Source organism: Verrucosispora sioxanthis (assembly GCF_010560025.1).
Lineage (GTDB): Bacteria > Actinomycetota > Actinomycetes > Mycobacteriales > Micromonosporaceae > Micromonospora > Micromonospora palythoicola.
On sequence record NZ_SAIY01000010.1, the window covers coordinates 173,531 to 198,559 of the forward strand.

The window sequence follows — 25,029 nt, forward strand, 5'->3', positions numbered from 1 at the left end:
TGGGGGTTGGCCGTGCCCCGCGCACCGGGTGATGATGCGCGGTGTCCGGTCACCGGACCTCATCTGAGGGGAACGAGCAGCATGGACAGCACCAGCGACGACGCCTCCGTCCATCGCGCGCTGCGAGTGGACGTCCCGGATCTGGGTGATGTGATGCCGCCTGTGCTCGATCTCACCGTCGCGGACCGGCGGCTGTGGACTGCCGCCACGAACGACTACGACGAGGCAGCGCTGGCGGCGGTGCGGGCCACCGTGGGTACGCGCGCGTTGTGGCGTTCGTGGCGCTTCGCCGCCGCGACCGGCAGTTCGGCCACCCGTGTCTACGTGCTGGAGGCGGACGACCCGGAAATCGCAACCGCTGCGGTACGTGCCGCCCTGACCGAGACCGGCCCGGACGCCACCCTGGTGATCGGCGTGGCGACCGATGATCCGGCACCACCGGCGGCCGGCGCGGCGCTCGCCTCCTCGGCGCTGCTCTGGGCGCTGGACGCCACGGAGCCGGTGCGCGTGGCGCAGGTGTTCGACGGCGTCGACCGGGACGCGGGACCGTATTTCCACGAGTGGCACCCACGGCTGGCGGAGGACGAGCGCGCCGCGGTGCTCGGTTTCCTCGACGGTGGCCGGACTTTCGTGATCACCCCCCAGACACAGCAGGACGTTCTGGATCCGCAGCGCGGCCGGGCCGTGCCGATGAACTATCGCACCGACGGCTCGTGGGTGTGGACCGACACTGTCGCCTACTACCTGCGCGAGCACGGTGTCGCGCCGGACGGGCAACTGCTCGCGCACGTCCGGGCGGCCGGTTTCGTGGCGGCCGAGCCGAATCTGGTCGATCTGCACCGCGCGCTGTCGTGCCTGTTCGTGCCGGGGGACGTCGATCCGGCCTCGGACGTCGTCGCCGCCTGACGGTGCTCGCCCATATGCAGGCGGTCACGGCACGGGCCGCAGGAGCGGCGAAGGAATTCGGGCAGCCGTGAACCGCTGCGGGCTGCGGGCCGTTCTAGTGCGTCACGGACGGAGCGGGGAGCGCGGAAGACCAACATGACTGGACCTGTGAGCACGGATACCACGGCCGGGCAGCCGGTGCGCCGGCCGGTGGTGGCAGCTCCGCCGGCTCCGGAGCACCGCGCGTCGGCCGAGGTCAGCCAGCGCCGCGAGTTCGTCCGGGCGTTCGTGGAACATGCGGCGGAGCGGCCTGCGAGCGAGCGGGTGGCCGTCCGGATGCCCACCCTGATCACGGTGACCGCCGCGGTGGCGGTCGGCGCGGTGGTTGTCGGCGTGTTCTGGAACCTCATCAAGCCGATGACACCGGAACAGGAGGCTGCCGCGAAGGGCATCACGGTCGTGCCGAGCGTGCGGCCGACGGTGGTGTTCGACGCGGTCACCGGCTGGGACTGTGCGGCCGCCGCCGGTCGGGGGTTCGATGCCCGTGGTCGTACCGCACAGTGGCGGACGGCCGGCACGGGCGGCTGGCCACAGGACGGCTGCAAGGGCACCGCCGTGACGCTGCCGCAACCCGGCGACGAGGGCGGCCGTCCGGTCACCGGCCAGTCAGCGACCTGGTGGTTCACCCCGGGAGAGCAGATCAACTCCTGCTCTCTCAGCGTCTTCGTGCCAAAGACCGGATCGGAGCTGGTCGGCGCGGCGAAGTACGCGGTCACGGCAGGCACGGCCGGAACCTCGTACGCGAGCTTCACCATCGACCAGCAGGCGAACGCCGGCACCTGGTTCGACGCCGGCTCCTACCCGGTGCACCAGGGCCAGATCGCGGTCAGCCTCGATGCCTCGGCCGCCTCCGGAACCAGCCGGGCCCGCGTCGCGTTCGGTCAGGTGCGGGTGCACTGTGTCTCCTGAGTTCCTCGCCGCGGGTGCTCCCGCCGCCGCCCGTACCCCGCTCACCGGCAAGGTAGAGCGGGTGTCCACCAGGGCCTGGAGCCGGCACAAGACGATCGGCGCGGCGGCGCGTGCCGCCAAACCCGGCACGGTCGTCGTGGTCTCGCCCGGTACCTACCGGGAGTGTCTGGTGCTGGAACACGAGGTGACAATCGTTGCCGAGGACGAGTCCGGCCTGGTGGAGTTGGTTGCGCCGGACGGGCCTGCGGTGCAGGTGCGTGGCGGCTCGACAACCCTGCGCGGCATCACGGTGCGCGGCGGCGGGACCGGCGATGCCGCTGTGGTGGTCTCGGCCGGCTATCTCGAACTGGAATCCAGCCGGGTGACCGCGGGGTTCGTCCACGTCGGGGGCCGTTCGGAGGCCAGGCTCACCGGCTGTACGGTCGAGGAGACCGGGACGTGTGCACTCAGCGTGGCCGATGGCGCCCGGCTGGCGGCCGACAATTTGATCATCACGAAGATTGTCGGCGTCGCGGTGGCGGCGGGCGGCTCGTCGCACCTGACGCTTTCCGGCGCGGTGCTCAACGATGTGCGGGGGGTCGGTGTCCGGGTCGGCGACACCGCCACGGCCGTGCTCAGGACCTGTGACATCGGCTCGGCCGAGGACGCGGGCGTGGAGGTGCGCGAAACCGGCACCCTGCGCCTGCTCGACAGCCACGTCCACGACATCGGCGGCGACGGCGTACGCGTTCTCGGCAGCGCCGGCCTCGGCGCCGACTGGTGGCCCGCATTGCGCCCGGGACGGCCCGACGACCTGGTGCCGGCAGAACCGGGCGAAACCGGCGGGGTCGTGGTGCGGCGGTGCGAGATCAGCCGCACCGGAGCCGCGGGCATCGTCACCGGTGGCGAGTCGATGACGCTGCTCGACGACAGCGTCATCGACCAGGCCGGCAGCGCGGGCATTCTGGCCGCGCACGACAGCCGGCTGGCGGTCCGCTCGACACGGGTGACCAACAGCACCCAGACCGCTGTGGCGCTGCGCGACAACACCCAGGTGCGCTGGCGTAACGGCGCACTGACCGGCTCGAAGGCCAACGGCGTCCTCGCGGTCGGCGACAGCCGGCTGCAACTGCACGACGCGGAGGTGCGCGAGAGCGGCTTCACCGCGGTCCATCTCACCGGGACCGCAGCGGTGACACTGCACGGCGTCACCATCACCGCGACCGCCGAGTTGGGCATTCGGGCCTCCGGCCGCTCGGTGCTGCACGCGAAGGACACCGTCGTCGAACACGCGGACCTCACGGGTGTGCAGGTCGACGACGCGGCCGACGCTGTCCTGCGCGAGGTGACCGTGACCAACTGCCGCAACGGGGTACGGGTGGACACCCCGCACCGGCCCTTGCTCGTCGACTGCACCGTGCGCGACATCGACCAGACCGGTGTGGAGATCGCAGCCGGCTCGGCACCCACCCTGCTCAGGAGCACCGTGGCGAGTTGCGGGGCGGCGGGTGTCTTCGTGGACTCCGACGCCGATCCGGTGCTCGACGACTGCGCGATCGAGGCGGTCGGGGGCAGCGGTCTCGCGGTGTGGACGGGCGCTCGGCCGGCGCTGCGTCGCGTGAGGATCGCCAACGTCAAGAAGAACGGCCTCTACTTCGGCCCGGGGGCGCACGGCGAGGCCGAGGAGGTGACCCTCTCCCGTACCGGGTATCCGGCGCTCTACGTCGGTGCGAAGGCGGACCCCGTGCTGCGTCGCTGCGCCGTACTCGACGCCGACGAGGATGTCAGCCTGGCAGCGGACGCCGAGCCGGTCGTCGAACAGTGTCACAGCGAGCGGGTCGGTTCGGCGATGTGGCCGGCAACCGCGGCGGTGGTGCCGGCCTCGTCGCACACCACGGCGAAGAACCCCGCGACCGGCGGTGAGGCAGAGACCGAGGCACCGGAGGACCCGCTACAGCCGCTCATCGATCAGCTGAACGGGCTCATCGGCCTGGTGAGCGTCAAACGGGACGTCGGCACGATGGTCAAACTGATGCACCTGGTGAAGCGTCGCCGGGAAGCCGGGCTGGCGCCGCCGCCCATGTCGCGCCACATGGTCTTCGCCGGCAACCCCGGCACCGGGAAGACGACCGTTGCGCGGCTCTACGGTCAACTGCTGGCGGCGCTCGGCGTGCTCGCCAGTGGGCACCTCGTCGAGGTCGACCGTGGCATGTTGGTCGGCGAGTACGTCGGTCACACCGCCCCCAAGACGCAGGCCGCGTTCCAGCGGGCGCTCGGCGGCGTCCTGTTCATCGACGAGGCGTACGCCCTCGTACCCGAGGGGCAGGGCAGCGACTTCGGCAACGAGGCCATCTCCACGCTCGTGAAGCTGATGGAGGACCACCGCGAGGAGGTCGTGGTCATCGTGGCCGGCTACCCCGACCAGATGGGCCGCTTCATCGGCGCCAACCCCGGCCTGTCCTCACGCTTCTCCCGGACGCTGACCTTCGCCGACTACAGCGCGACAGAACTTGTGCGGATCGTCGAGAAGCACGCCGAAGATCATGACTACCGGCTGTCCGAAAAGGCCAGTGCGCGACTGGCCGAATACTTCGCCACGGTCGATCGCGGCGAGGGCTTCGGCAACGGCCGCTTCGCCCGCAAGGTGTTCCAGGAGATGACCGAGAACCACGCCGGCCGCATCGCGGAGCTCGACGACCCGAGCGACGAGCAGCTGAGCACCCTGGAAGCCGTCGACCTGACCGACATCGCGTTCGACCTTCGAGGCTGAGGAGCCCGATGAGCCGTCTGGCGTTCCACCGGCCCGCGCGTCTACTGCTGCCGGAGCTTCCCTCGCAGGCGGTCACCCTCCCGAACCCGCCGGAGCCGCCCAAGGAGAACCCGTCGAACAACGCGTGGAGTGTCCTGCTTCCGTTGCTGTCCAGTGTGGGCATGGCCGCCTACATGGTGACCTTCGGTCGGCCCGCGTTGATCATCATCGGTGTGCTGTTCTTTCTGACCTCGACCGGCGCGGTCGTCGGCATGCGGATGGCGCAGCGCAGCACGAACAGCAAGCAGGCCCGCAGGGCCCGTGCCCGGTACCGCCGCCACCTCGCGCTCGCCCGCGACGAGGCGCGCGAGGTCGCGACCGCGCAGCGTACGGTCGCTGTCCTGGCGCACCCCGACCCGCACCGGCTCTGGTCGATCAGCGCCAACCGGCACCGGGTGTGGGAGCGGCGGCAGAGCGACAAGGACTTCCTCCGGGTACGGCTCGGCCACGGCGCGGTCCGGCTGGCCACCCCGCTTGGCATGGACCCCAACATGGACCCGCTCGGCGACTTCGACTGGGACTCGTTTCAGGCCGCGCACCGGCTCATCGACCGGATGGGCCACGTCGAGAAGCAGCCGATGGTCGTCGACGTGGGCCGGGCCGGCGTCATCAGCATCGTGGGCGACCCGCCGCGGACCGAAGTGCTCGCCCGTGCCCTGCTGATCCAGATCGGCGTGCTCCACGCGCCCGACGACGTCACCATCGCCGTCGAAACCTCCGGCACCGAGCAGTGGGAGTGGACCAAGTGGCTGCCGCACACCTTCGAGCCCGACGCCAAAGGTGACAGCGGCACCGTGTCGCTGGTCGCCGAGGACCCCGAGGTGCTCGGCGCGTTCCTCGCCGGTGAGTTGGCCAGACGCAACGAGCAGGTGATGAGCCGGCGCAACATGCTCAGTAGCGAGCGCCTCGCCGAGGGCAGGCAGCGCCGCCTCGTCGTCCTCTTCACCGGGTTTGCGCCGTTCTCCGACTGGGGTCGCTCCGATCTCATGAACGCGCTGCTGCAGGCCGCAGGTCACCAGCTCGGCATCACGCTGATCTTTCTCAGCGAGCAGGACCGCGACGAGCCGGGCCGCGTCGACCTGCGTATCCGTTTCGACGGCGAGGGCAACATCGTCACCGAGGGGGACCTCGATGCGATCGTCACGCCCGCGTACCGGTGCCAGCCCGACGAGATCAGCCAGCAACTCGCCGAGATCATCGCCCGCAACCTCGCCCCGCTGCGGCTCAGCGACGAGCGGGAGCAGGTGCTGACCCGCACTCGATCGCTCAGCGAGATGGTGCTGGGCAGCGATCCCGGCCGCGCCGATGTGACCAGCCGCTGGATCAGGGCGGGCGACCCGCGCCTGCTGCGCGTACCGATCGGCACCGACGGCGACGGCCAGACGGTGATCTTGGATATCAAGGAATCCGGTCAGGGCGGCTTCGGTCCCCACGGGCTCATCGTGGGCGCGACCGGCTCCGGCAAGTCGGAACTCCTGCGGACACTGGTCACCGGCCTGGCACTGACGCACTCGCCGGAACTGCTCTCCTTCGTCCTGATCGACTTCAAAGGCGGTGCGGCGTTCGCGCCGCTCAAGGACCTCCCGCACGTCGCGGGCTTGATCACCAACCTGGCCGACGACGCGGCGATGATCGACCGCGTCCTCGCCGCGCTCATGGGCGAGCAGCAGCGGCGTCAGCGCATCCTGCGCGACGCCGGAAACGTCGACACCGTACGCGAATACCAGAATCGGCACGCCGCAGGCGCCACCGGCCCCGACGGCGAACGCCTCGAACCCCTGCCCACGCTGCTCATCATCGTCGACGAGTTCGGCGAACTGCTCTCCGGACGCCCCGAGTTCGCCGAACTGTTCGTCCAGATCGGCCGGGTTGGTCGGTCACTGGGCATGCACCTGCTCATGGCGACCCAGCGGCTGGAGGAAGGCAAGCTGCGCGGCCTCGACTCGCACCTGTCGTACCGGATCTGCCTGCGTACGTTCTCGGCCGCCGAAAGCCGGACGGTGATCGGCACGACGGACGCGTACAAACTGCCCTCGATTCCCGGGTCCGCCTACTTGAAGGTGGACGAGTCGATCTACCAGAGGTTCCGTGTCGCCCATGTCTCCGCTCCGTACATCAGCCCGGCCGAACGCCTGGCCGGCGCGGGTGCGGGCGGGGGCGACATCACCATCGTGCCATTCGACCTGCGCACCGACGCCGTCGTCGTCGAACGCGACAGCGACGAACTCGCGGCACTGGCCGCCCGACCCGGTCCCACCGAGCTGCAGGTCCTCGCCGAACGACTGCAGTCCATCGCCAGCCCCGCACACCAGGTGTGGCTGCCACCGCTGCCCGCCGCACTGGCCCTCGACCACCTCATCGGCCGGCCGGCGCCCAAGGCCGGCCGCGGCTACGCCGCCCGCGTGTGGCCGCTCTCCGGCCGCCTTGCCGTCCCGATCGGCCTCATCGACCTGCCGCTCAAACAGGACCAGGAAACCCTGGTCATGGACTTCGGCGGCGTGCACGGGCACCTCGCTGCCGTCGGCGCCCCGCGCACCGGCCGCAGCACGTTCCTGCGTACCGTCATGATGTCCGGGATGCTCACCCACACCCCCGAGGAGCTGCAGTTCTACTGCATCGACTTCGGCGGCGGCACACTGCACCCGTACGCCGGAACGCCGCATGTCGGCAACGTCGCCGGGCGCAACGAGCCCGAGCTCGTCAACCGCATGTTCGCCGAGATCCGTACGCTGATCGTACGACGCGAGCGGGAAATGCGTGAGCTGGGCATCGAGTCCATCACCGAACTGCGCGAGCGCCGCCAGGCAGGGCTGTTACCGGACGGGCTACGGACAGCCGATGTCTTCCTGCTGATCGACAACTGGGGGGCGCTGCGGGCCGAGTTCGAGAGCGCGGAGGCGTACGTCACCGAGATCGCCGCCCGCGGTCTCGGCGTCGGTGTGCATCTCGTCCTGACCTCCGGACGCTGGAACGACATCCGCCCCGCCCTGCGCGACAGCATCGGCACCCGCATCGAGTTGCGGCTCAACGACAGCACCGAATCCGACGTCAACCGCCGGCTCGCCGCGCGAATCCCGTCCAACATGGCTGGCCGAGGCATCAGCGCACCCGGTGTCTTCTTCCATCTCGTGCTGCCCCGCCTCGACGGTGTCGACTCCGGCGACGGGCTGCGCGAGGCCCAGCAGGAAGCCCTCGCCAAGATTACCGAGCACTGGGCCGGCCCGGTCGCGTCACCAGTCCGGCTGCTACCGCAGCGTGTGCTGGTCGACGACCTGTCGCCGCTGCCCGGTGCGGCGGTACCGGTCGGCCTCGCCGAGCACGACCTCTCAACGGTCGGGCTCGACCTCATGGACGGCGACCCGCACTTCCTCGTCTACGGCGACGCCGGGGCGGGCAAGAGTTCGCTGCTGCGGACCTGGCTTGCCGGGCTCACCGCGCGCACCTCACCATACGACATGCGCGTCGTCCTCTTCGACTACCGGCACTCCCTCCTGGACGCCGTGCCGGAAGAGCACCTCGGCGCGTACGCCGGGGACGCGGGGACGGCCCAGGTGTACGTGCAGCAGGTGGTGGAGAAGCTCAAGGAACGCGTGCCACCGCCAGACATCACCCCCGCACAGCTCAAGGCGCGCGACTGGTGGGAGGGCACCGAGATCTACGTCGTTGTGGACGACTACGACCTGATTGTCGGCCCGCAGAGTGTCCTCGCACCCTTCCTGCCGTTCATCCCGCAGGCCCGCGAGGTCGGCCTGCACATGGTCCTCGCCCGCCGCGTCTCCGGGATGATCCGCACCGGGATGTCCGATGTGCTCACCACCCGCATCCGCGACATGGGCTGCGGTGGCCTGATTCTCTCCGGTGATCCTCGGGAGGGCGTCGTCCTCGGCGATGAACGGGCGGCACAACGGCCACCGGGCCGAGGTGTGCTTGTCCGCCGCGGCCAGCCCAACCGTCTCATTCAGACCGCTTTCATCGAAACCACCCAGGGGTGACCCCGTCATGGCCAACGAACAGACCCGTGTCACTGTGGTGGGTACCTACCGCAGCGCCGACATCGTCCTCCCGTCGCTGAGCCCCCTCGGCGAGTTCACCTGGCGGCTCGCCGAGGTGTGCGGCCAGGACAGCAACGACCAGCTCCCACCGGTATGGACGCTGTCCCGCCCGGATACCGGGCCGCTCGCTCTCGACACCAGCCTGCTGCAAGCCGGCGTTGTCGACGGCGAGGTGCTCTACCTCTACGACTTGGCCGGCAGCCCGGTGGCGGCGCCCATCGTCAAGGACATCGACGAGATCGTCGCCGAGGAGACCGAGGAGCTGCGGCTGCGCTCGGCACACCCCGGCCCCGTCGTCACCGGCGTCGGCCTGCTGTTCCTGCTGGCCGCAGCGCTGCTCGTCGGGCTACGACACAACGCCGACACCGGAGCGGCGATCGGGCTCACCGTCGGCGGCCTCGTACTGCTGGGAGTGGCATGGGGCATACGTCAGAAGGAGTCGGCCACCCCGCCGGTCCTCATTCAGCTCATGGCACTGACGGCTGTCCCTGCCCTGGGCACTGGGGGCGCACTCGTCGCCGAAGGGCTCGCCTTCTCCGGCTGGGCCGGTGCCGCCATCGGCGCCAACACCGCGATGCTCATGGCCATTGCGATGCTCGGGGACATCCTGCTCGTCGCGATCGAACTCTCGCTCGTCGCCGGCGGCGGCCTGGTCGCGCTGACCGCCAGCCTCGGTGCCGACCCCGTCGAATCCAGCGCGGTCGTCGCCGCCGTGGCGATCGGCATGCTGGCGATCTCACGTCGGCTCGCCGCCACCGTCACCGCCTGGGGCCAGAAACTGCCGCGCGGACGGCAATCTTTCGCCGAGGCCACCACCGGGCTCGTCCACAGCTCCGCCCGAACCACCGCAGTGGTCATGGGCGGGCCGACCGCCGCGCTCTGCGTCACCCTTCCGTTGCTGGCGCTCTCCGAACGGGCCCTCGCGGTGATCCTCTCGGGTGTATGTTGTCTGGCTCTGTTCGCCCGCATCCGGGGTGCGGCCTTCACCGCCGAATTGTGGATGCTCGGCGTCGCCACCGCCGCCGGACTGTTCGGTTTGCTGGCCACAGCCGTCACGGCGATGGGTGGTGCCGGCGCGTCGTCGCTGCTCGTAGGCACGGGGCTCGCCATCGTGCTGTTCGGCGTCGGCATGAGCGTGCTCATTCCGCCACGCAAGAAGCACACCGGCTCCGGACCGAAGCCACCGATCCGCCGCAGCCGCGCCGAATTCGTGGGTGCCGGGGCTGCCATGGCGATCGCGCCGCTGACGATCGGTGTCTTCGGTGCCTTCGGGCACCTGACAATGGTGGGCCGGACGCTGTTCTGAGGCGATGCTGGTCCCGGCTCAGCCTTCGACGGGCAGAAGGTGGCCCAGTTCGATGGCGCGACGGGTCAGCTCCGCCTTGTTGCCGGCGTTCAGCTTCGCGCGGATCCGCTTCGCGTACGTGTTTACCGTCGCCTGCGACAACCCCATCCGGGTCGCGATCTGCGAATGCGTGTACCCCGAGGCGATCCACCGCAGCGTCTCCACTTCGCGCGGAGCCAGCGCCCCCGGCTCCTCCGCAGGACCTCGCGAAAGCTCCTCCGGCAGCCGGTCCGCCAGGCGCCGGCACAGGTAGAAACCACCTTGGGCGGTCACCCGCATCGCTTCACGCACGGCATCCTGCTCCGCCTGCCGGCTCAAACAGCCGCGCACACCCGCGAGGATCGACTCCATCAGGCCGGTACGTCCCGGCCAGTCGGCGCTGACCAGCACCGGGCCGTGCGTAATCGTCCGCCTGATCAGGTCACTCACCGTCAGCTCCGGCCGGGCCACATCCAGCACGACCAGGTCGAAGCGGCCGGTCAGCTCACCGACGTCGCTCACCGCCGACGCCACCCGCAGATTCGGATCGTCCCCGGCCAGTTTCTCCAGACCGGCCCGCCAGGTCGGCTGCTCCGCCACCACCGCGACCGTGTACACAGGCTCCTCCAGACGGCTCCCACGCCGCAAGGGGAACCCATCTGAGACGTACGCGAGACCCCTTCGGTTCGACGGCGCCGCCAGGAAATCTCGGACGTCCCCGAACGGATGTCTTGTCTCCTTCTCGGGTCCCGCCCATACGCTCTGGTCGCTATCCCACGATCGAACGCAGGAGCGTGCCGTGCCCACCCAGAAACTTGCTGACGGCACCGTGGTCGACTACGACGCTGCCGGCCGCATCCTGCGCCAGCAACTCCCCGACGGCACGGTGTTCGACCAGTTCACGGCGGATGGCCGGCCCACCCGCGGCTCCATTCCGGGCTCCGGCCAGGTGTCGATCTCGTATGCCTCGGACGGTTCGAGCATCTGGTCGTACGCGGATGGGATGCAGGTTTTCCGTGACCCGGATGGTGATGTCGTCCGCCAGCAGACACCCGATGGCGCGGTCTTTGATCGTTTCACCGTCGACGGGCGGCCTACCCACGGGGTTCTGCCTGATGCGGACGGCGGTGCGCCGCAGGAGGTGTCGATCTCGTACGGTGGCGACGGCAACAGCACCTGGTCGTACGCCGACGGATCGATGGTCGATCGGGATGTGGCCGGTGGTGTTACGCGTCAGGTGACGTCTGATGGTGCGGTGTTCGATCGGTTCAACGGCGATGGCGCGCCCATCCACGGCACGGTGGGTGGCCAGTCGGTGGACATCGCCTACCAGGCTGACGGCGGCAGCGTCTGGTCGTACGGCAATGGCACCACCGTGACCCGCGACTCGGGTGGGGCGGTTGTCGGGGAGGTGACGTCTGATGGTGCTGCTTTTGATGCTTTCGTTGGTGAGGGTCGTCCGACGCATGGTGTGATTGATGGCCAGTCGGTTGGTATTTCGTACGCGGTGGATGGTGCAAGTTCGTGGTCGTTTGCTGATGGCAGCACGGTCGTGCGTGATGCCGAAGGGGATGTTGTTCGGCAGACGACTGCTGATGGTGCGGTGTTCGACGCGTTTGCTGTTGATGGTAGGCCGACGCGCGGAACGATTGATGGTCAGCAGGTCGATATTTCGTATGGTGGTGATGGTTCCAGCACCTATCGATTCGCGGATGGTATGACGGTTGAGCGTGACGCCGTTGGTGATGTGGTGCGGATGGCCACCCCTGAGGGCGTGGTCTTCAATCGGTTTAACGGCGATGGCGCACCTACCCACGGCACGGTGAATGGCCAGTCGGTGGACATCGCCTACCAGGCTGACGGCGGCAGCGTCTGGTCGTACGGCGATGGCACCACCGTGACCCGCGACTTCGACGGGGTGGTTGTTCGGCAGGAGACGCCGGATGGCGCGGTGTTCGATGTTTTTGATGGTGAGGGTCGTCCGACGCATGGCATCGTCGGTGGGCAAGAGGTCGGCATTACCTATTCCGGTGCTGGCTCCAGCACCTGGTCGTACGCCGATGGCACGGTCACCGTGCAGAACGCCGATGGTGATCCGGTCCGGCAGACCACGGCGGATGGTGCAGTGTTCGACCGGTTCGATGGTCAGGGCCAGCCGACGCACGGCACCGTTGGTGGGCTATCGGTTGATATCTCGTACGCGGCAGACGGTGCGAGTACCTGGTCGTACGCTGATGGCAGCACGGTCGCGCGTAACGCCGAAGGGGATGTTGTTCGGCAGACGACAGCCGACGGTGCGGTGTTCGACGCGTTCACTACCGATGGTAGGCCGACGCGCGGAACGATCGATGGTCAGCAGGTCGATATCTCGTATGGCGGCGACGGGTCCAGCACCTATCGGTTCGCGGACGGCTCGATGGTGGAGCGCAACGCTGCCGGTGATCTGACCCGGCAGGGTACGGCCGACGGTGCGGTGTTCGACCGGTTCACTGCCGATGGCAGACCGACCCATGGCACTTTGCCGGGTGCGGGCGGAGGTGCGCCGCAGCAGGTCGATATCTCGTATGGCCGTGACGGTTCCAGCACCTACCGGTTTGCCGATGGCACGACGGTCGAGCGTGACGCCGATGGCGATGTGGTGCGGATGACCACCTCAGAGGGTGCGGTCTTCGATCGATTCAACGGCGATGGCGCGCCAACCCACGGCACGGTGAATGGCCAGTCGGTGAGCATCGCCTACCAGCCTGATGGTGGCAGTGTCTGGACGTTTGGGGATGGCACTGTTGTCGAGCGTGATGCGGGTGGGGTGGTTGTTCGGCAGGAGACGCCGGATGGTGCGGTGTTCGATGTTTTTGATGGTGAGGGTCGTCCGACGCATGGGGTGGTCGGGGGGCAGTCGGTTGGCATCGCGTACGCGGACGATGGCAGCAGCATCTGGACGTACGACGGAGACGGGACCAGGGTCTACCGCACCCCCGACGGCAACGTCACCAAACAGGTCATGGCTGACGGGACGACGTACGACAGGTTCGACGCCGACGGACGCCCGACCCATGGCATGGTTCCGGCCCGTGACGGCCAGCCGGCGCAGGAGTTCTCGACCGTCTACGCGCCGGACGGTTCGAGCACCTGGAAGTACGGTGATGGCGCGGTTGTCCAGCGCAACGGCGCCGGTGACGTCGTCGCGATGCAGTCTGGTGGATGGACGTTCAACACGTTCGACGACCAGGGCCGGCCGACCGCGGGCAAGGAGGACGGCACCGGTACCACGGTGGCGGTCGTTTACGCGAATGATGGCAGCAGCGTCTGGACGTACAACGATGGCACGATCGTCACCCGCGACCCCGACGGTGACGTCGCCACCATGCAGTCGAACGGCTGGACGTACGACGAGTTCGATGGTCAGGGCCGGCCGATCCACGGCTTCGACGGCAACGGCAACACCGTCGACATCAGATACAGGTCCGACGGGATCATCGAGTCGAGGTTCGGTGACGGCACAGTGGTCGGTACCGACCGGGACGGCCGGCCAGTCTATCAAATCGTCGACGGGGAGTACGCGGAGTTCGCCGTCGAGATCCCGAAGCTCGGCGAGGCGATCAAGACGATCACGCGCGAGCGTGACGTGATCGAGGGCGACCTGAGGCTCATCAGGATGTGGTTCGAGGAAATGATCGGCATCGTCTGGGTGAGCCCGTCGGGAGCCAAATACCAGGAACTCGCCAGAGACATCAACAAGCTGGCGGACGACACCAAGGGGCTGCTCGATGACGCGATCCTGGCGATGCAAAAGTCGTACGACAACTACGTCGGTGCCGAGGGCACGAACACCGGCAACCTGACCAACACCAAGAATTGAACGCTTTCCAACCGGGTCGGGTAAGAGTTTGTGGGCCGACGCCGGTCCGTGCCGCCTCGGCCACGTCGGAGGTGGTTCAATGCGGATGTCCCCCAAAGAGGAGTCTCGCATCGGGGCGGTGGACACCGGGACCATGACAGGGACGAGTCGAGGGAGGAACGGCGATGGACCACATTCTCGTAACACCGGAGATGATCTCCGATGCGGCGGCGAGCTGTGACAACACCGCGACGCACATCGACGGTGAGCTGGCGGCGCTGCGGTCCTACGTGGTGAACCTCCAGGCGATCTGGCACGGCGTCGCGTCGGACCAGTTCAACATGCTGATGCACGACTTCGACGTCTTCGGCAAGATGCTGCACAGCTCACTCACGGACATCGCATCCGGCCTGCGTGGCAACTTCGTCAACTACGTCGACGCCGAGGAGGCCAACATCGCCAGTCTGGTCGCGGTCAACGGCGACATCCCCGGCGCCCGGCTCTAGCGGAATCAGGATCAGGAGCGAACCATGGCAGACCCCACCACGAGCAATCTGCGTGTTCCCGCAGAACTTGAGATCGCTGGCCAGCAGCTCAACACGAAGGCGACCGAGATCGTCGGCCAGTTGGAGGCGCTCATCGCCAAGCTGGCGCCCCTGCAGGACACCTGGGAGGGCCCTGCGCAGTCCTACTACCAGGGACTACAGAACCAGTGGAACATCGCGGCGGACGGACTTTTCGGTCCGACCGGTGTACTCGGGCAGATCGCCGCAGCGATGAACGTGTCGTGGAACAACTACGCCGACGGCGAGTGGGCGAACGTTCGTACCTGGAAGAGTTGAGCACAACCCCCGAGAAGCCGCCGCCGGATCCGGCGGCGGCTTCCGCACGTCCCCCTTCGGGGACCTGGCAGGTGATCCCGCATCCCATGGGAGCGTGTCGTGAACCCCTGCCGAAGGAGTAACGCGATGGCGTCCAACGATCTGAACCAAATGCTGGAGCGGGCGCGGATGGTCACGGAGCAGATGGCGGACATGCGGGACCGGCTCACCGCCAGTGAGGTCGTCGGCACCTCCCACGACGGCACGGTGGCTGTGACCATGACCGCGGACGCCGAGTTCCGCGACGTCCGACTCGACCCGGAACTGCTGGAACGCGCCCGCCCCGAGGAGGTCGAGGATCTCGTGCTGGAGGCCCTCAAGGACGCCGGTGCGCAACTGCGCCAGATGACCGAGCAGCGGATGGGGCAGCTGACCGAGGCGCTGTCAGCTTTCGGCCGGTAGCGGATAGGGGAGAACCGGCATGGGAGTGCTCGAAGACTGTCTCGAATTCCTGACCATGGCGGGTCAGGGCAAGGTTGTGCTGCGGACCGGCTCGGCAGCGGCACCGCTGGACGCCGGCCTCACCAGCCTGATCGAGACGACGGTCACCTCAGGCGACGTGTCGGTCTTCCTGCCTATGGACCAGGCAGGCGCGGCCGGGCTGCGTGCCTACCTACGCGGCCTCGTCGACAAGGGTGTGGACGCGGTGGTCGCGCTGATCGACCCGGGCGCCACCACGCTGGTCACCGACCCGGAGAAGCTGCTGGCCGTGCAGCGCGACCTCGGCGTGGCGCTGCATGCACCGGTCGATGCCGTCGCGCCGGGCCTGCTACCGGAGGACCGGCTGTTCCCGGTCGGTGTGAACGGGCTGAAGGCTTCGGCGGACGCGGTGCCGGCGAGCTACCGGCTGCTGCCGGAGGGCCAGGCGGTCCAACGGGCCGCCCTCAGCGACCTCAAAACCTCACAGGTGCCGGCGTCGATCGAGCGGTTGAGAGGGTGGCTGACCGGCAGCCCCGCACGGGCCGGCTCCTGGCCGGGTGACCATTCCGCGGTGGCGGCCGTCCATCACGCGCTGTACGACACCCTGCCCGGTGGTGAGGTCGACAAGCTGCTCTCCTCGCCCCGCCCGGTCTCGCTCGGCACCCTTCAGGAACTCCTACGGGGCCGGCTCGCCTCTCTGGACCCCGGCACGGTGTGGTCCGAGTTCTCCGCGGGGCGCGCAGCCGCGGCACTGATCCATGGCTGGCCGGACGGAGACGCCAACCCGCGTGCCTTCTGGCTCGTCCGTGATCCGGGTGACGGACGGATGTACTGGGCGGACCCCTTGGCACATGGGGAGTTGCTGCCTGCGGATCTGGACGGCGCGCACGATGAACGCGCCGCGATCCTGGAACGGCAGAAGTCCACGGCTCTGCTGGTCGACGCATCCGGCAACCCGTACGTCCCGACCGCCGGAACCGCCGTCGAGGCCGTGCCGCTGGTGTCGATGCACGCCCGGCCGCACGGGCAGTCGCTGCTGGTCGGTGCCTGGCCGCAGGCCGCAAGATCCACCATCCGCAAGCAGATCCTCGATGTCGTTTTCGGCTTCGACAGCCCGGTCATCGCCGTGGACGTGCGTCGGGGTCAACCCCTCGACGGCCGCTCCACCATGGACGGTGAGCTAAAGGCGGCATTGAACGAGTCACTGAAGCGCGCCACCGGTGCCCCGGTCGTGGTCGCGACGGAGTACAACGACGACCTGATGTGGTTGGTCCGCAACCAGTACGGCGGGGCGACGGTGGTGCCCAGCACGGGCAATCTCGGCGGCCTCGAAGGCTGGGATGTGCACGGCCAGGGTCTGCCGGAGCGCTATTCGGTGCTCTCCGCCGACGTGCTCGTTCACGCGGGGCGGCAAGCGTCCCGGACCGCGGTGGTGCCGGCACCCCAGGTGCTGCGCGAATTCATCGCATCGCCGAGCTGGCCGGAGGCCGAGCAGTACTTCCGGGCGAACCGGGCCGAGCTGCTGACGCCCGAGTCGATCACCGCGGTGCGGGCGCTCGTCGATCAGTACCACGCCCGTGCCTCGACGCTCGGTCCGGACGGTCGCGCACACGAGGATCACCCGTTCTTCGTCCCCGACCGTGCGTTGCCGGCGTTCGGCGTCCTGCTGGAGGTGGCGTCGCGTACGGCCAACGATCCTCGCACCGAGCCGGTCACCCCGAATGATCCCTCGCTGCTCGCCGACCGGGTGCCGTACACGGCGCTCGCTGACGAGTCTCTGTTCTTCGGCTACCTCAGCAACCGGCCGGTTCCCGGATCGGCGGGCGGTTTCCAGGACGGCCTGCTGTGGCTGCGCCAGCTGATTGGGGCGATGTTCGCCGAGCCCATAACCGGGGTCGGCCCGGCTGCCGTCGTGGACACGCTGGCCGCTAAAGGCGAGCTGGAGGGGGAACGCGCCGCGCGCAACCCGGGCTCGCCCGAGTTCTTCCGCGCGCACGCCACCGTCGCCGCCGCGCTCCTGCAGACCATCGACCCGGTTCGTTGGGGCGGCAGTGTCTCACCACATGCCCAGATCACGGCGATCGACTGCCTGACGGGCGAGGACCGCGTCGCCTGGCACTACATCATCAAGCAGGAAGTGCAGCCGATCGTGCCGCCGCCTACGCAGAACGAGCTGAGACTCCTCATCGAGGACATCGCCACCTGCTACTGACCCACGGTCCCGCACCCCGACGATTTTCTGGCAGGAGCACGCCTCATGGCTGGCAAGATTCCGGCGATCTGTCTCGAAGGCTGGACCCCGGTCGCCTCGGGCTTGTACCTCAGTGTGGATCCCACCGCCAGCGTGCCTGCGCGGGTGCTCGAAACGCCCGCGCGGCCCGGCATCGTGCAGGTGCATGTGGGCGAGGGTTCGCTGGGCGCGACCCGCATCGTTGATGCCCTGTCCCGGGAGCACGTGGCGACGATCGCCCGTATGGTGCAGATCCTCGCACCGGAGCGAACGGGGTCGATCACCCGCGCCGACGTGGGCTCGGGGCTCGGGCTCCCCGTCGACCTGCCCGGCCGCCTCGACCTTGTCGACCCTGCCGACCAGCGGGTCCTGCCGATCGACGACGGTGGCAGGGTGACGGATCCCCGGTCCGCGACAGGCGTGCGGGTGCTACCGGAGAAGCATCTCGTCGACATCCTGGCGACGGCGGTCGCCAGGGGGGTCGTCCCGGCCTCCTACCCCCCGATGTCGGGGCAGGTCCGCTTCCACGGCCACGGCGTCGAGATCGGTCTGCCCGCCGTGGTGGTGGACGCGCGCCACGGCGGCCTGGCTGAGGTTCGTCCCACCGGGATGACGACCCCGGTGCGTAGCCTTGCCGCGCTGCTCGTCCACCTTGACACGTTGCGGCCGGGAGAGCGGGCCGTCATCGACGTGACCGCATCGGCCGGCGCGCGGGCGGCGACCTATCACGTGCTGGCCGACCCGGACGGGTTGGCCGTGCTCCGATTCTCCGCCGACACCGCCGCGTCCGCACGACTGCCCCAATTGTTCGACGCGATGACCATCACCATGCCGGGGCAGCTCGGTCGCTCGGCGGCGAGTCTGGCAACGATGGCCGCGCAACTGCCGCTGGTCGATCTCGACGACCTCGCCGCGTGCGTCACGGGAATACGCAACCTCGCCCGCGACCTGTACGGCAGTGTCCGTACCGGGCAGTCCGCCGACGACCTGGCCACCCTGCCCGGCAGACTGACCCGCTCCTCCGACCCGTTACCGGACCCGTTCGCCGCCGTCGCCGACGGGCAGTGGGGAGCCTTCGACTCGCTGTCGACCGTGTCGCAGGCGTTGCGCGGTGCTCCCGAGGGCACCCGGGGGGCAACGGTCTTCGCTCTGGTCGGACGCCCTGGCGCGATCGGTCACGCGGTGGCCTTCCGGCACACCGTCGACGGCCTGCGGGCCGTCGACTTTCGGGCAGGTGAGGCCGGCACGGTTCGTTCTCCGGAGACGGTTGCCGCCGAGCTGGCCGACGCGCGCATGCTGCTCGTGGACGGTAACGGATCGGTCACCGAGGTTGCGACCGCGGTGGAGTCGGCATCGGCGGTCCGTTCCCTGCTGGATGCCGGTGTCGCCGGCCCGGACGGTGCCCGCTATGCAGGTTTCTTCGACGGAAAGAAGCCTCGCCAGACCGACAAGAAGCCCTCGCTGACCTCGATTGTCGATGACATCGACAAGATGGTTCGGCAGTCAACGTATTCGCATCGGCTTGGGCAATACGGGCGAACCTCGGAAGAGATGCGTCTACGGTACGCCCGCGACAAGCAAGCTGAACTCGAGTCGCAAACTCTCGCCCATCTCAGCCTGCAACTGTTCGACTCGATCAATTCCTTGCGGGAAAGGTACGACCGCGGCACCTCCAGGGATCTTGAGGTGCAAGGTATGCTCATCAACGGGCGACTGCTCTTCGCGACGAACTACAATACGTCCGTCGAGCTCATTGAGGACTCGATCCGGAAGGGAAGGGTCGGAAGTAGGTTCAAGGATGTGCTGGCGCTGAGGTCGAAGGATTTGAGACTCCCTTCGACTACCGATGCGAATGAATATCGTGGCCGCCTGGACAGGAGCGACGACAAAATTGCTGCCGCCTTCGCAGGGTGGCGCGCATCTGCCACGGCGGCCGCTATGCGTGACAACCCAAAAATAATGTTCGCTGAGGCCGCTCAGATAGACAACAGGGCACTCAAATCGCTGCTCACTGATCCGCAGTACCGCGGCTCGGTCGCCATGCTCCGACACGGCGCGAGTGGTGATGATTCCTTACATGCCGAGCAAAAACTGTTGCTCGCGATTGACGCCGCGCACCTGCGACCGGATGATGTTCAGGGCCCTTTCGTCGTCATGGGAAAGTTCAGGCCGTGTCTTTGTTGTTGGGCTGCACTCAGCCATTATCGAGATAGCGGATTTCGCATCACCTTCAATCCGAACTTCGGAGTGTATTACAAGGAGTCCCTGAAGTCGCTCGCCAGATACCTTCCTCACACGTTCCGTGAACCGACCGGAGCCGTCGGGTTTTACCCGCACCGGCTCATCAAATGGGCACTTGATCAGAGGATGAGCGTTGCCGCACTTTCCCGGCAGCAACCGCCGCACGATGCCATCGACAACAACGGTCTAGAGGTAAATATCGATGCGCAAAACGCGCCGATTCGTGGCTATAACACGGCTTCAGACTCCGAAGTCGAATTTGAGGAGGATGGGCGTCCGTCGCGTGTTGCGAGAACCCTCGACCAGGCAAGCAACGAACTGCGTCACAGGACGCTGGGTGTAAACAAGGTGCAGCCGTTTGTTGCCAGGCCGCCACAGCGGGTGCTGCTCGACGAGGTCAGGGAGAGTGTGCGTCAAGCCTACGAGAGCGGCGATTCTGCTCGGTATGTCGCTGCGATGCAGGCGGCGCATGACAACGGGGCCAACTACGCTGAAATCGCGGAGGCGGCAGGCATCAGTGCCAGTCAGGCCAGCCGTTTGATCAACGGCCGGACCGGCCACGAGAAGCGGGACGGCCGAACGACCGCCGTCACGAAGCGGGTTGCCTCGCGCAGCGGAAGGGTCGAGGCGTCCTCGGTAACGTCGACCAAGACTGGACGGAATTTCAACAAGCGTCCAGATCTTGACGATTTCGGTAAGGAGACACTGAGGCAGGCGCTCGCACAAGCGGGTTTGTACAGTAGCTGGGAAAACCAAGAAACACTTCAGCCGAGAAAGTTCCCGAACAGCTTCAGTGACACACTGAACTGGGCTCAACAGATATATGGCCGCACGAGTATCGCCGATTATCTGGGTGTGCCCCGAAAGACTCTGGCGAACCATCTCGACAAGCGCTTCGAGCAGCCCAACTGGAGTGCGACCAAGGCTGGATTCGGTGCCAGCCGACTCGACGATGTCGACGAAGATATGCCCGACGTGGACGGAAGCGTGGCCGAAAGTGTGGCGGACACGGACGGTGGCTATTCGTTCGCCTACGAGGACGTTGAGATGGCAGCTGATTCGACGTCCTACTTCGACGAAAACCTTGGACGGCAGGTGGCCCTTCCGCCGGATCCGCTGCAGTACAGCCAGCCGTCCATCGCCGGGTCGTCGTCGGGGACCTACACGCAAGGCGGTGCAACGTACAGCTCCCTTCCTCGGAACTACGACGACCCTGGTCAAGACACGGCGAACATGACTCAGATCGCCACGGACGATCGGGATATGCCGATCTATGCCAACGCCAGCGGTCGGCAGTTCATCTATGATCCGCAGACTGGCTCCTACGTCTACTACGACGAAGATTGGCAGAGCTATCCCTACGATCGGAACGACCCACGGGGCGCCGGGAAGGGCAGGCACCTCGCCGCACCCGCCACGCCACTGAAGCCGCTGACCGGTAAGGCCGTCACGACGCCGATGACGCATGCCGACGGTGCCGTGTTCGGCACGCCCGGCTCCCAACTCGTCCGTGACCTCGCGGCGCTGCGGCTGCCGGCAGGCACCTTCGCCGTCCTGGGTGAGGGCTACCGGGCGGGCACCGGCGACACGGTCCGCGGCGGTATCCGCAGTGGTGTCGACACCTACGTCACCGCCGACGCTATCAGCGCGCGGATCCCGTCCGGCACGGCGACGGCCGACATCATCGCCTGCGAGGTCGTCAGCACCGGTACGCTGCGGGACCTGTTCCGGCTACGGCCCGAGATGACCGTCGTCGGTGCGGACAGCGAGGTTTTCGTCGTGCCGGGGCCCGGCGGCTCCACCGTGCCTGCGAAGATCTTCACCGCCGAGACGGTCTGGGTCGGTGGCCGGCCCGGGCTGGTACAGACCCCCGCTAACCAGTTCCGGGCGTACCGCCCCGGCATGCTGCCCGACGCGGAACCCGAGGCGCTCGGCCACTTCCTGCCGGGCACGGGCGTACCGACCCCGGCGGAGATGGCGCGTGCGGTCGAGGCCGTCGGCGCTTTCGACCGGTTGCGAACGGGCGGTGCCCGGCACCTGGGCCCGGTGGATTCTCCAATGGACCGGATCGTGGGCGCTCTTACGGAGACCTCACTCGACGACCCGAAACCCGGCATCAAGCGGGCCCGGCCCCTCGCCGACGTCGACAGCCTGTTCAACCACGAGATGCGCATGTTGCTGGAGCGCCAGATCGAGCAGGGCGAACAGCTTGAAAAGTCGCTGAAAAACCTGGGTAAGCAGGGCTACGTCACGTCAGCCCTGGGTGATCGCCTGCACGTGAAGAAGCATCTCCTCGAACTGCGGCGCGCGGTCCACCACCTGCACGGCGCGCTCGAAAGCATTCCCGGGCCCCGCATCGGGGTCCAGGTCACCCCGGACCGGCAGGTGGCCAAGGTACGCGAGGCCGTCGAGGACTATGCGCAGGTCGCCGAGCACACTGCGAAACACATGCGCGAACTCGTCAGCGACGCCGCGGTGAAGGCCGCGGTGCGGGACGACAAGAGTCGGGCGCAGAAAGTCCTGGAACAGACGGTCGGGCTGTTCGAGGGCGCACTCGGATGGACTGCGGGCGTCTTCGTGCCCACCGGCCTGGCGGCTGCTCCGGCACTTGTCAGCCTCGGCGGCAAGGGCGCCGGAATGGCCGCCTTGACGGCGTTCGAGAAGTACCAGGCCAGCGAATTCCAGAAGCAGAACAGCAGCACGAAGGCGCTCCTGCTGGCCGACATCAAGCCGGATCTCATGGCGCGATCGATCGCGATCTCGTACGGCAAGGGCTTCGACCTCTTCATGGCCGCAGCCGGTGTCGGCGGCGCATACGTACCGGGATGGCCGGTAGTCTCCGCCGGTATCACGAAGATCTTCAAGGGCTACCTCGACGAGCGTGTCACGGTACTGACGAAACAGATCGCCGACATCAGGGCCAAGGCCGCCCAGCAGGGCAAAGGTTCGATTCAGGAGAAGGAGATCTATGTCAAGGTCGGCGAACGGCTCTGGCAGGATCTGTTCAAGGAGTTGAAGGCCAAGCTCACCGACGTCAACACGCTCCAGCAGGTCGTCAACGCTGCGAAGGGTGAGCCGGAACTAATCGGCCTGATCGGCCTCGGTAGCGACTTCGCCGTCCAGCTCGGCCTCGGCGTGGTGCTTACCCTCTTCCCGCCGAAGCCCGCCACGAGGATCGACGGTGAGAGCCTGCGCCAGGTCATTATGGACGTCATCGGAAACCGGAACCCGGCCGCCGCGATCACGCCGTCGACCGTTCCGCACGTGGTTCCGGACGAGGCCGTTCCCGACACGGTGCCGCAGACCGACTCGCAGGGTCGGCAGATCCTCGGCTACAACGCCGCAAAGTCCGGGTCGGGGCCCTATGTCAAGATCAACCTGCACGGCACCCGGATCTGGGGCACCTTGACCGACGGGCGCTTCACGCCGGAGGAGCCCGACGCCGGCGCCTTCGTGCAGATGGAGAGGTGGCGGGACCGGGTGATCGGTGCCGACCATTACACCGAGACGGTGCGCGACCCTGCGACCGGCGACGTCGCCGAGGGTGTGCGAGTGGCCGGCACGTGGCACCGCCCGTGGGCGGATAAATATCATTTCCTGTTCGTCCATGACGAGGACGGGACGTGGGAGTGGGCGCGCGCCTTCTCACCGACCGGCCGGATGGACACTGACGAGTTCAATCTCAAGGCCGAGTTCGACCGCAACCCGCAATGGCTCAAGCCGTTCACGTTCGAGGCGCCGAAGGCGCTCGGTGTCGGCTTCGAGCCGCGCCGAACCGAGCCGGTACTGGACTTGTGGTCGCTGCGTCAGTTCGCCGACAACGTGGCCTGGAAGGCCGCCGAGCTGTCACGGACCCACGGGCCGAACATTCCGCTGCGGATCCGCGTCGAGGGCGGCGGCAACGGCCACAACGCGTTGCGCGCCGGGATCGACCGGTTCCACGGCGTGCCCGAGCAGGCCGTCCCGGTCGGTCTGGAACGCGCCGAGGCGGTGCGTACGCCGCTGGTCGCCATGCTGCAAGCCGCGCTAGATCGGTTCGCCTACAAGCACCCAGGTCAGGCCGACCGGCTGCCCCGGGCCGAAAATCTGGTCGCCCCGGCATCGTCCCGCGGCTCGCAACTGGACGCCTCGAGAATGCCCCACGACCTGCTGGTGCAGGACACCGGCATTGACGACGATGCCCTGCACCGGCAGACCCGGGTGTGGTTCGAGGAGCCAGTCGTCTCCGCCCCGGGCTCGCCAGCGTCGGCGCAGAGCAGCTTGGGCTCGTCGTTCCACCAGTCCGACCTGGACGCAAAGCCGAACTGGCTGGCCGACGCGCAGGAGCGGATGCCGCGCCCGCAGGCTGCCCCGATGAACCTGGTTAGCGACAAGGGCGCGCTGGTCGCCAACGGCGCGCCGCCCCGGGAACTGCTCAAACTCGCCGACGATAATCCGGGGCAGGTCTACTTCTGGCTGAGCACCCCGGCCCGGCAGGCACCGACGCCCGGGCAGCTCACCGAACTCAACGAGGTGCTCGAGCAGTTCGCTCAGGGCCAGAGCCAGGTGACGGTCTTCACCAGGGCAACCGTCAGCGATGCACTGCTCGACGTGATCGCCCCCTACGGCGGCGCGCTGGTCAACTCGGCCCCAGCCCGAGCCAGCGGGCTCACCGTCAGTTTGGACAACCCCTGGCACGCCCAGCCAGCGGATCGTACGGTGCCGCGAAGCCAGCGTCCTGAACAGCCCAGCAACAAAATCGACAAACAGCTTGCGGATGCCGTGGCGAGGATGCACCGGAACCCGGGTATCGTCCGCGCCGACGAGAACTTCGGTGAGCTCGTCTGGGGTGGCCTTACCATACGCGAGCAGTACGACCGTCTCCGGTTGGCTCCTGCCACCTATCTCACTCAGGGCAACCGGGAGTTGGCCGCGGGGATGGCCGAACGGGTCCGGCCCAGTATGCGCGCCGGCATCGTGAAGCCACTGCTGGACTTTGGCGCCGAGACCGACGTGGTGCCGCGCTACCACGAGTCGACGATGCAGGCTCGTCCGAAGGTGGTGATCTCGGCCGTCTACGAGCTGGCCGACGCCGGTGTGCGCAGCGACGTCCCGATTACCGCAAGATTCCAGTCGCTGGTCGAGGCCGTTGGCCGCGGGGCGACCGAGCCGACCGAGCGCAACCAGTTCGATTTCACGTCGGCGCTGCTCAAGGCGGTCGACCTGGCCCGCGCCGGCCAGTTCACCGATGTTTCGTCATGGGTCGCGGAGAACAAGCCGCGCCTGGATGCGGCGATGAAGGGCACCTGGGTCGACGCCCTCGGTGACGTCGTCACGGACCTGAAATCCGTCGGTAAGGGTGCCGAGGCAAATCAGCTCGAACGTGTCCTCGCAGCGGTCTACGACTGTTGACCGGCGGGCC

General features: G+C 67.8%; 12 protein-coding genes. 11 read left to right on the forward strand and 1 reads right to left on the reverse strand.

Annotated elements, in window-relative coordinates:
- The first annotated feature begins 81 nt into the window (after positions 1 to 81).
- The 5 genes from ENC19_RS24970 (at position 82) to ENC19_RS24990 (ending at position 10,000) form a co-directional block, all read left to right on the forward strand.
- Entirely contained in the window at positions 82 to 906 is an 825-nt protein-coding gene (locus ENC19_RS24970) for a hypothetical protein (RefSeq protein ID WP_164449494.1), read from the forward strand.
- Between the two features lie 147 nt (positions 907 to 1,053).
- Positions 1,054 to 1,854 carry a hypothetical protein gene (locus ENC19_RS24975; protein WP_164449495.1) on the forward strand — a complete coding sequence of 267 codons (801 nt, stop codon included), beginning with the start codon at positions 1,054 to 1,056 and terminating at the stop codon, positions 1,852 to 1,854.
- On the forward strand, positions 1,844 to 4,603 hold the full coding sequence (locus ENC19_RS24980; protein ID WP_164449496.1) for a right-handed parallel beta-helix repeat-containing protein: 2,760 nt from the start codon (positions 1,844 to 1,846) through the stop codon (positions 4,601 to 4,603). Before ENC19_RS24975 ends, ENC19_RS24980 begins: the two co-directional genes overlap by 11 nt.
- Before the next feature lie 8 nt (positions 4,604 to 4,611).
- Entirely contained in the window at positions 4,612 to 8,634 is a 4,023-nt protein-coding gene (gene eccCa / locus ENC19_RS24985; protein ID WP_164449497.1) for a type VII secretion protein EccCa, read from the forward strand.
- Between the two features lie 7 nt (positions 8,635 to 8,641).
- On the forward strand, positions 8,642 to 10,000 hold the full coding sequence (locus ENC19_RS24990; protein WP_164449498.1) for an EsaB/YukD family protein: 1,359 nt from the start codon (positions 8,642 to 8,644) through the stop codon (positions 9,998 to 10,000).
- 18 nt (positions 10,001 to 10,018) lie between these two features.
- On the opposite strand, the gene ENC19_RS31580 is transcribed toward ENC19_RS24990, so the two are convergent.
- Positions 10,019 to 10,618: a response regulator transcription factor gene (locus ENC19_RS31580; protein WP_164449499.1), complete on the reverse strand. Its 600-nt coding sequence runs from the start codon at positions 10,616 to 10,618 to the stop codon at positions 10,019 to 10,021.
- Positions 10,619 to 10,817: 199 nt separating this feature from the next.
- Between ENC19_RS31580 and ENC19_RS25000 the strand changes: the two genes are divergently transcribed.
- From ENC19_RS25000 to ENC19_RS25025, 6 genes are all read left to right on the forward strand, one after another.
- A complete protein-coding gene (locus ENC19_RS25000) occupies positions 10,818 to 13,877 on the forward strand; it encodes an RHS repeat domain-containing protein (RefSeq protein WP_164449500.1) in 3,060 nt (1,019 codons plus the stop codon).
- Between the two features lie 164 nt (positions 13,878 to 14,041).
- Entirely contained in the window at positions 14,042 to 14,362 is a 321-nt protein-coding gene (locus ENC19_RS25005; protein WP_164449501.1) for a WXG100 family type VII secretion target, read from the forward strand.
- Positions 14,363 to 14,386: 24 nt separating this feature from the next.
- A complete protein-coding gene (locus ENC19_RS25010) occupies positions 14,387 to 14,698 on the forward strand; it encodes a WXG100 family type VII secretion target (RefSeq protein ID WP_164449502.1) in 312 nt (103 codons plus the stop codon).
- 126 nt (positions 14,699 to 14,824) lie between these two features.
- A complete protein-coding gene (locus ENC19_RS25015) occupies positions 14,825 to 15,139 on the forward strand; it encodes a YbaB/EbfC family nucleoid-associated protein (RefSeq protein ID WP_164449503.1) in 315 nt (104 codons plus the stop codon).
- A 19-nt stretch (positions 15,140 to 15,158) separates the two neighbouring features.
- The gene (locus tag ENC19_RS25020) at positions 15,159 to 17,369 is read left to right on the forward strand and encodes a hypothetical protein (RefSeq protein WP_164449504.1); all 2,211 of its coding nucleotides are present in this window, start codon (positions 15,159 to 15,161) and stop codon (positions 17,367 to 17,369) included.
- Between the two features lie 45 nt (positions 17,370 to 17,414).
- A complete protein-coding gene (locus ENC19_RS25025; RefSeq protein WP_164449505.1) occupies positions 17,415 to 25,019 on the forward strand; it encodes a hypothetical protein in 7,605 nt (2,534 codons plus the stop codon).
- Positions 25,020 to 25,029: the final 10 nt, after the last annotated feature.